This is a genomic window from Deltaproteobacteria bacterium (genome assembly GCA_016235345.1).
In the GTDB taxonomy this organism is placed as follows: Bacteria; Desulfobacterota; Desulfobacteria; order Desulfobacterales; family Desulfatibacillaceae; genus JACRLG01.
Genome location: JACRLG010000026.1, coordinates 1 through 7470, shown reverse-complemented (window position 1 = coordinate 7470; position 7470 = coordinate 1). Strand labels below are relative to the sequence as shown.

The following is a 7470-nucleotide window of genomic DNA, read 5'->3' as shown; positions in this document are numbered from 1 at the left end:
TTTTAAGCGTGTCCCCGTCCTTACACAGGGTGATTGGAAGAAGCGTAAGAGGTTTTACCGGGCCGCGACTTAAGGTGTCTTCGGGCTTTTCCAGTACCCTGAAATTGGCCTTGTGGATGGTGCCGTAGGAAAGCTCGACGAAACGCGAGGCGGGGTTATCGGCATTCTGGACATCCAGCACCCCCAGCACGTGACCGGGCGGAAGGGTGGACTCGTCCAGGCGCATGTTGTGGGTTCCGGGTTTTACGCCGTCTATGTGGTACTTGCCCTCACGATCGGTTATTACGAAGGTTCCGTCCTCAAGATAGAGCCGGACGCCTGCCACACCCGGCTCGGACTCGTCCTGAACGCGGTTGCCGTTCTGGTCTATGAAAACCTTGCCGATGATTACGGAATCCTGGGTAAAGACGCCTTCCTCCACCTTCACCACCGCAGAATCGGAGAATGAAAGTTTAGATCCCAAGGGCAGCCTGCCGGATACCGTGGCCGTGTTTTCGGCGTCCCCGATGGGAGCGTCCGAAGTTATTACCAGCACACAGGTTATTTCGGCCTTGGCCTTGGCTGCAAGGGTTCCCAGGTTCCAGGTAAGCAATGTCCCGTTTCCGTCGGCTGTGGTGGCTATCGCTTTTCCGTCTCGCCTTGCGGAATCTTTCACGTAGCGGAAGCCCTTTGGAATCCGGTCTGTAAGAACCGCAGAGCTTATGGGGTCCGCTCCCTTGTTTTCCACCTCTATGGTGTAAAGAATCGGATCGCCCACCGAGGCCTTCTGTATATTGGCCTTTTTGCTTATGGTGAGAATCCTGTCGCCGCCCACCACGTTTGCCACCAGGTTGCTGGTTTTCACCTGGAGGTTGGAATCGCTCGTTATGGTGAAGACGTTGGGGATTTCCTTGCCGTCTGCGATCCCCTGCGCCACGTCCGCCTTGAAGCGCACCTGCCCCGTGAAGCCTGCTGGCACCACCGGCATGTACCAGGTGACTATGTGGGTGACCGCCGAATAGGAGCCGGTGACGTTTATGGTGACCCCTGTTCCGGTGATGTCCGTAATCGTGCCGGTGGTTATGTCGTGGACATTGGTGAGATCGCCGGAAAGCTCGTCGCGGATGTAGACGTTGTAGACCTCGCCCGGCCCCACGTTGCCGAAGGTGTTGACGTAGGGTATGGCCGTGCCCGGGTTCACCACCGGCGGGGCTTCCTCGTCCTTGCGGAAGGGATCCCAGAGGCTTCCGATTACGATCACCCTTGGAACGGTGTCGTGGGTCAGGTTGTAAATCTTGGAATTCGTGGCCCAGCTTGCCCGGATCACCGTGCGGAAGCCCTGCCCGTTGTTGTCGCTGGCGGGCTGGTCGTTGGGGATGTAGACCAGAACGGCGATGGTTTTCTCCGCCCCCGGCGCAAGAGGGCCGGTGTCTGCGATGGAATCGCCGTTGGTGTCCAGAAGCGTGGTGACCCCGTCGGCCTGGAATAGCCGCACTATCCATCCCGCCGGAAGGTTCGTGAGGGAATCAACGGTTATGTTAACGACATCGGTAACCGGCGAAGTGTTTTTTACGGTGTTCAGAAACTTTACCATGTTGCCCGCAACCTGGGTGCCGGAAGGATTGGGCGGGGTGGCGGGAAGGCCCGGATCGACTGTTTCGTCGTCGTTGTCCGTAACGTTTCCTTCTCCCGTCAGATCCGCCGTCCCAATTGCAGTGGGGTTGTTATGAGGACCGATGGATAGCATTTCCGGCAGCGGGTCGTTTGGATCGCTTGGGCTCTGGCCCACCAACACGTCCACTGTGACCACGTTGCTGCCTTCATCGTAAACCGCGCCGGTTCCGTTGCCGTAGCGGACCCTGAAGGAATTCCGCACCGCTTCGTCGTTATGGGCCGCGTCCACCATTATTGAAAAATTGACCCTGGCCGACTGGCCGGAGGCGATGGGCGTCTCGAAAAGATACCCAACGTCCGTAACCTGGGAGGCCAGAGGCTCGCCAAGGGCTGTCCAGGTGACTCCGCCGTTGGTGGAGAACAGCTTGACGCCCGCAGGAACCCCCGTAAGGGAGCCTGCAATGTAACGTGCGCCGCCGGTCGGATAATCCGGGATGCTGTCCAGCACAACCACGCCGGTGCGGGATACTCCATCAACGGTGAATGGTTCGCCCATGGCGGAAGCCCCGCCGATGTTCGCCATGTCCAGGGTGAAGGCCACCGGGTTTCCCGGAAGCACGCTTGTTACATCCGCGCTCTTCCAGAGCCTCAGCATGGGCCCGTCCATGACCGTTACACGGCATACGTTGCCGGTATCGGTTTTTGCGGGATCGCCCACGCTCGCGCCCGTGAGATCGAGAAAGCAGATGTCCCCGGCGTTCCTGGTTCCGGGGACCGGAACGTAAACCAGAAGATGCACGCTGTCGCCTGCCGGAACGTTGTCCACCCGGAAAACGGTGGTGCTCTCGCCGGGCTCAAGAATGCCGTTGCCGTTTGAATCTATATAAATTGTACGCAGATGCGGCTCAAAGCTGCTCATTCCAGCGATGAAGGGAAGGTCCAGCGTAAAGCTGTCTGCGGTATTGCCGGTGTTTGTGAGAAGATATGGAAAAATTACCGTGCCCCCGGCGGGTGTTCTTGCCGAAAGCGCGGGGTTTGCTTTGTCGCCGGACGGAATGATTTCGATTCCGTAAACCGGGTCCACCTGGGTGGTGACGAGATTGGAATTTATGGAGTAGCTTTTGCCCTCCCACTCGAAGGAGGCAGTGGTCTGGTTTTTGATGAGAATTCCTGCGGGGGTCGGTCCGGCCTGGGCAAGAGTAGAAAACATGATACATGAAACGAGCAGGAACATGGCTGCCCCGACCCATGAAAAGGGCCTGTTTCGAGGCTTTAAACCATTTGTTCCTGAACGAAAAAGCATTGATTCCGCCTTGAATTTTGCGTTGGGGGGAAGGATTTATCCTTCCCCCCATTTTCAAAAAAGCGCCTCAAGGCGCTTGGGGCTTTCACCCAAAGCGCCCGGAGGGTTGATTCATCAGTTGATGAGAACCCGGAAGGTGATGGTGCCGGTTCCGCCTGGCACCACAGCGCCCACAGCGTAACGGATGTGGGTGACGGTGGAGTCTGCGCCGTCAGCGCCCGCAACCGGCACGTAAGTGAAGGTGATGCCGCCGTCGTTGGAGTAGGTGATGGCTCCGGCTGCGGACTGGCTGGGTGCGACTGCCAGGGTGCCGCCGGTGGTGGCTACGATGAGGCGGGTGTAGGCCGGGATGGCGTCGGTGAGAACCGTGCCGAAGGCCGTTTCCGCGCCCAGGTTGGTGTAGGTGGTCACGTACTCAAGCGGATGATAGCTCAAGCCAGCCGCCTGGGGAGCCTGGGTAGCGCGGGTGGGGATTGCGTTTCCGTCAAGCTCGGTGACAACCTTGTTGAGCTGCAGGTTGCCTTCGATGACCGTGGTCTGGTCAACCGCGCTGTCAGTGAGGGCAAGGTCTGCGCTGGTGATGGTGACCGTGGTGATGTCGTTGGAGCCCACAGCCGCGTTGGCGGGCACGAACACCTTGATGTAAATCTCGGTGGAAGCGCCGGGGGCCAGGGGTGCAAGGGTCTGAGTGGTGCCGATGTTGGCTCCGCCCGCCGTCACAAACACGTTGTTCCAGCCAAGTGAGGAGGCGTAGGAAAGGGTGATGGTTTCAGGCTGGTTGCCTACGTTGGTCACCTGATGGGCGTAGGTTACGATGCCGCCGCGCACGGACACGCGGGAGTTGTTGGGCTCGATCTTGATGCCGCGAACGAGATTCACCAGTACCTGCAGAATCACGTCGTCGGTCACGCCGGAGTTGAGCCTGGAGGTTGCACGGAAGGTCAAGCTCTCAGGCGCGCCGGTGTAGAGCTGGCCTGCGGGAACCTGGACCCGCACCAGGATGGGGGCGCTTTCGCCCTCGCCTGCTGCTGCTGCGTCGGGATTGAGGTCTCCGGTGTCCTCGATGGGGTTGAGTTCGGCGTCGTCAACAACGCCGTTTCCATTGAGGTCGCGGTACAGGGTGACGGTCCATCCGGCGGGGATGGTGGCAGCCACGACTTCAATGTCGTAGGTGTCGCGCGCGCCGGTTTCGGTTCCGTTCGGGAAGCGGTTTTCAACGTCCAGGGGGAAATCCCAGAAAGAGCCGGGATTCACATTGGCCACAGCCGGGGCGTCGTTGGCTTCAGCGTCGTTGTCGCCAGTGCGTGCGCCACGGGCTTCTGCGGCAACCCACTGGGCAGCGTCAACGGAAACCGAAAGAACGGAGGAAAGCCGGTCGGTGGTGGTGTCGCTCTTGGTGGAATCCTTAAGCGAGGTGGCGGTGACGATGATGTCGTAAGGTCCGCCGGTTGCGGCGGTTCCGGGAATGGTGACCTTAAGCACAACGTCGTATTCGCCGGCGATAGCTATGGGGCCGGTGTCGGCGATTCCGTCGCCGTTGGTGTCCGTAAGGGCCGTGATGCCGTCGCTCTTCATGAGCTCAACAATGTACGCGGCAGGCAGGGCTGCTGTGTTCAGGGTGATGTTGAAGGTGTCGACTCCGCCGCCAAGGTTGCGGACGGTGTTCACGAAATAGGTGATCTGGCCGGCGTGGCGGTCAGCTGCTGCGGCGTCGGTGGTGGTGTTGGATATGTCGCCATTGCGGTTCAAGCGTTCGATCTGCTCGGTGAGCGGATCGTCAATCTTGGGATGGCTTCCAACAGCCGGTGAATCCGGCACCAGCGTGTTCACCAGGGTCGCGTTGTAATCGTTGTAAGGCCCGATGCGCGGCTGGTAGTTAAGGGTGTTGGAATCCATGCCGATGTCGGTGGACACGGTGTTGGATGTGGTGGTCCTGTTGTTAGCGCCGTCCTCATAGTAAACAGTGGCGTTGTTCAAAATGGTGGTGTTGTTGAGCGGGGTCACGATAGGCGCGGTGAAGGAGAAACCGAAGCCCTGGCCTACAGCCAGCACCGGATTGATATTGCCGTCCTGGTTGACGGAGTCGGGAATGAAAAGACCGACGTGGGTGATGGTGGCGGCAGGAATGGTGATAGCGGCTCCTGCTGCAGTATACCAGTTCGTGCCATCGGCAGAATAAACCACGGTGGCTGTGTTGGGAGCCCAGGAAACAACGCCCAGCAGGTTAGCCGCTCCGGTTCCGGGGGTGAGGCGAGTGGTGTCGAGGGCATCGGAGATCAGGATACCTTCGTTCTGCACGTCAAGTGCGCCGTCGCCGTTAAGGTCTACCCTGTTGCCGTAATCGCGGCTGCGGGCCACCGTGTTGCCGGTGTTGGAGCCGGTGATGGAGTAGGTGAGAGTGTCGCCCTGGTTGGCGTCCGTCTTGTCAACGGCCTTGGTCAGGGTGAGAACGCCCTTGGCATCCGCAACGATGGTGGTGTTGAAGTTGGACACCGCATCGGTCACGAGGTTGTTGCCCTGGCTGCGGCCATCGATGTCGAGATCAATGTCCTGGCCGTCGGTTGCCGAGTTGGGAACCTGGTAAGCCACGATGATGTAGGTGTAATCATCCTGTGCAACGGGGCCGATGCTGGCGCCGCCCCAGGAGGCGATACCCATGCCGGTCGCGCCGCTGGTAAGAACGAAGTCGCCGGGATCAATAGTGCCGTTGCCGTTGGCGTCGCGGTAGATCACCACGGTTCCGGCCACTGCGTTCAGAGCATCGGCTGCGCCGTCCATCCTGGAAAGCAGGTAGGAGTCGGGCGAGTTACCGTTGTTGGTGATTTTATAGGAGTAGTAAACCGTTGCGCCGGGGGCCGCGTACTGGGTGAGGGCAGCAGTGCCTCCGAAGGTTCCGGGGGCTCCCGCGCCGCCGCCGGTGGCGTTGGGCGTGATTTCAAACACGTAGATGGGGTCGACGATTGTGATGACTTCGTTTGACGAAGTGCTGTAGGGATTGCCGCCCGAATCCGAGTATGTCGCAACCGACTGGTTGCGGATCTCGGTGCCCGCAGGCGTCAGCGCGAACGCGGAGCCCGCCATCACCATCAGGCTGCTTGCCACAAGCAGCATTGCGACCCAAAAGGGCCGCGCCTTGATCCTGATACCCATTTTGATTCCTCCTTTTGTTGTTGGTGTTGCTGGTGCCTGAATGATTACAGCTTGTGTTGCGGGTGAAAAAACATGCTCCTGCCTTTGAATATACAAATCGAATGTATGTTATTGGCCTTTAAGCCGGTAAACCCAGGAAAAGGCCAAGGGATGATCCCGCTACTTCACCGAGACGCGGTAGCGGAGTTTTGAGGATTCCCCGGCCTTGATTGAGCCCACCACCCAGCGTACGTGGGTGTACATGTCGGGGGTGGCGATTTTCTCGGCCTCTTTTCCGTCCGGGAGCTTCACCTTGTACTTGACCGGTTCGGGCTGGAAGGTCTTGCCCTTGTCAATGGAAAAGACCGGGACAAGCCCCTTTGCCTGGGTGGCGCTTTTTGCCATGTAAGCGGTGTTTTCGGGGATGGGGCCCAAAAGGGTGACCTTGGCGAGGGCGGCTTTGGAAACGTTTTTGCTCGTAAGTACGTATTCTATGACCTGACTGGGCTCGATCTTGTCGGTCTTGACCAGCTTTTCCTTGCCGGCCGCGTCCTTCTCCACCCTGAAGGCGTCCATGGTTACCACAAGGGGGTTTTTGCCGTCCCTGTTATCGTCAACGGCCCAGGCGGCTGCTCCCGCAAAGGCGAGAACAAGCCCCACAGCCACGGCCAGATTGATCAGGCGCTTTTTCATATCCCGGCTCCTTTTTTTGTAAAACTCCAAAACCGCTTAAGTGCGGCCCAAATATGGATAAAATATTGAGCCACAATAATATTTCATCCATACCGGCCTATTTCCAAACCAGCAACATCATGCCGAAACCGCTTAACCACGCGGTTAAGCGTCTAATGGCTGATGAAATGCTAATCGATATCCATATGGCTTCCAGCTTACTTAGCAACTTCAATGCCACTATTTATTGAAATTATATAAAAACTTTCATCTGGCTGAAATTAAAGATAATTTTTTCTTTATTTATTTTTTTCCAATAAAAATTATCGGTCCCAGAAAACCGCCACCGTACCTTATTGGGGCGCACCAAAAAAATTTGTCCCTTAATTGATTGATTTTATGATATTCTTCTTCCTGTTCGTTTCTGGTACAGGCATTCAATTTCGTAACCTCAATCCAGGTTTTCAAAAAAAACCTTATGAGTAAGGTTCTGACAGCCCTTTCCATAGCCGCCTTGCTGTTTTCACCCTCTCTGACTTGGACAGTGGGCCAGCCCGGCTAGTTCAACCTGGCCTTATTGCCTGGACAGAAAGGCATATACGCGTGAAAAATTGGATATGTAAATTACAGAATGGGGCTATGCACTTGACTCCTAACACCCCAATATGTAGTATTGGGAATGGAGGATTACCCGACGAATCTGGCTGAGTTCCGAGAGCGTTTCGCAACCGAGGCGTCATGTGTTGATTACCTCGTGGCCCTTCGTTGGCCCA

2 protein-coding genes and 1 pseudogene (1 of these 3 only partly in view) are annotated in these 7470 nt (G+C 57.5%); all 3 read right to left on the bottom strand.

The features are described 5' to 3' along the window. Nucleotides 1–2827: pseudogene (locus tag HZB23_13275) on the bottom strand (DUF11 domain-containing protein) (it extends 3389 nt beyond the left edge of the window). 183 nt (nt 2828–3010) lie between these two features. After that, complete coding sequence (locus tag HZB23_13270) at nt 3011–6046, bottom strand: hypothetical protein (protein MBI5845628.1); 3036 nt, start codon at nt 6044–6046, stop codon at nt 3011–3013. Between the two features lie 159 nt (nt 6047–6205). Continuing rightward, nucleotides 6206–6718, bottom strand: coding sequence for a DUF11 domain-containing protein (locus HZB23_13265; GenBank protein MBI5845627.1), 513 nt, complete (start codon nt 6716–6718; stop codon nt 6206–6208). Nucleotides 6719–7470: the final 752 nt, after the last annotated feature.

Coding starts and splice junctions, on each gene's coding strand:
- HZB23_13265 (MBI5845627.1), bottom strand. CDS start 6,718: ATGAAAAAGCGCCTGATCAATCTGGCCGTGGCTGTGGGGCTTGTTCTC.
- HZB23_13270 (MBI5845628.1), bottom strand. CDS start 6,046: ATGGGTATCAGGATCAAGGCGCGGCCCTTTTGGGTCGCAATGCTGCTT.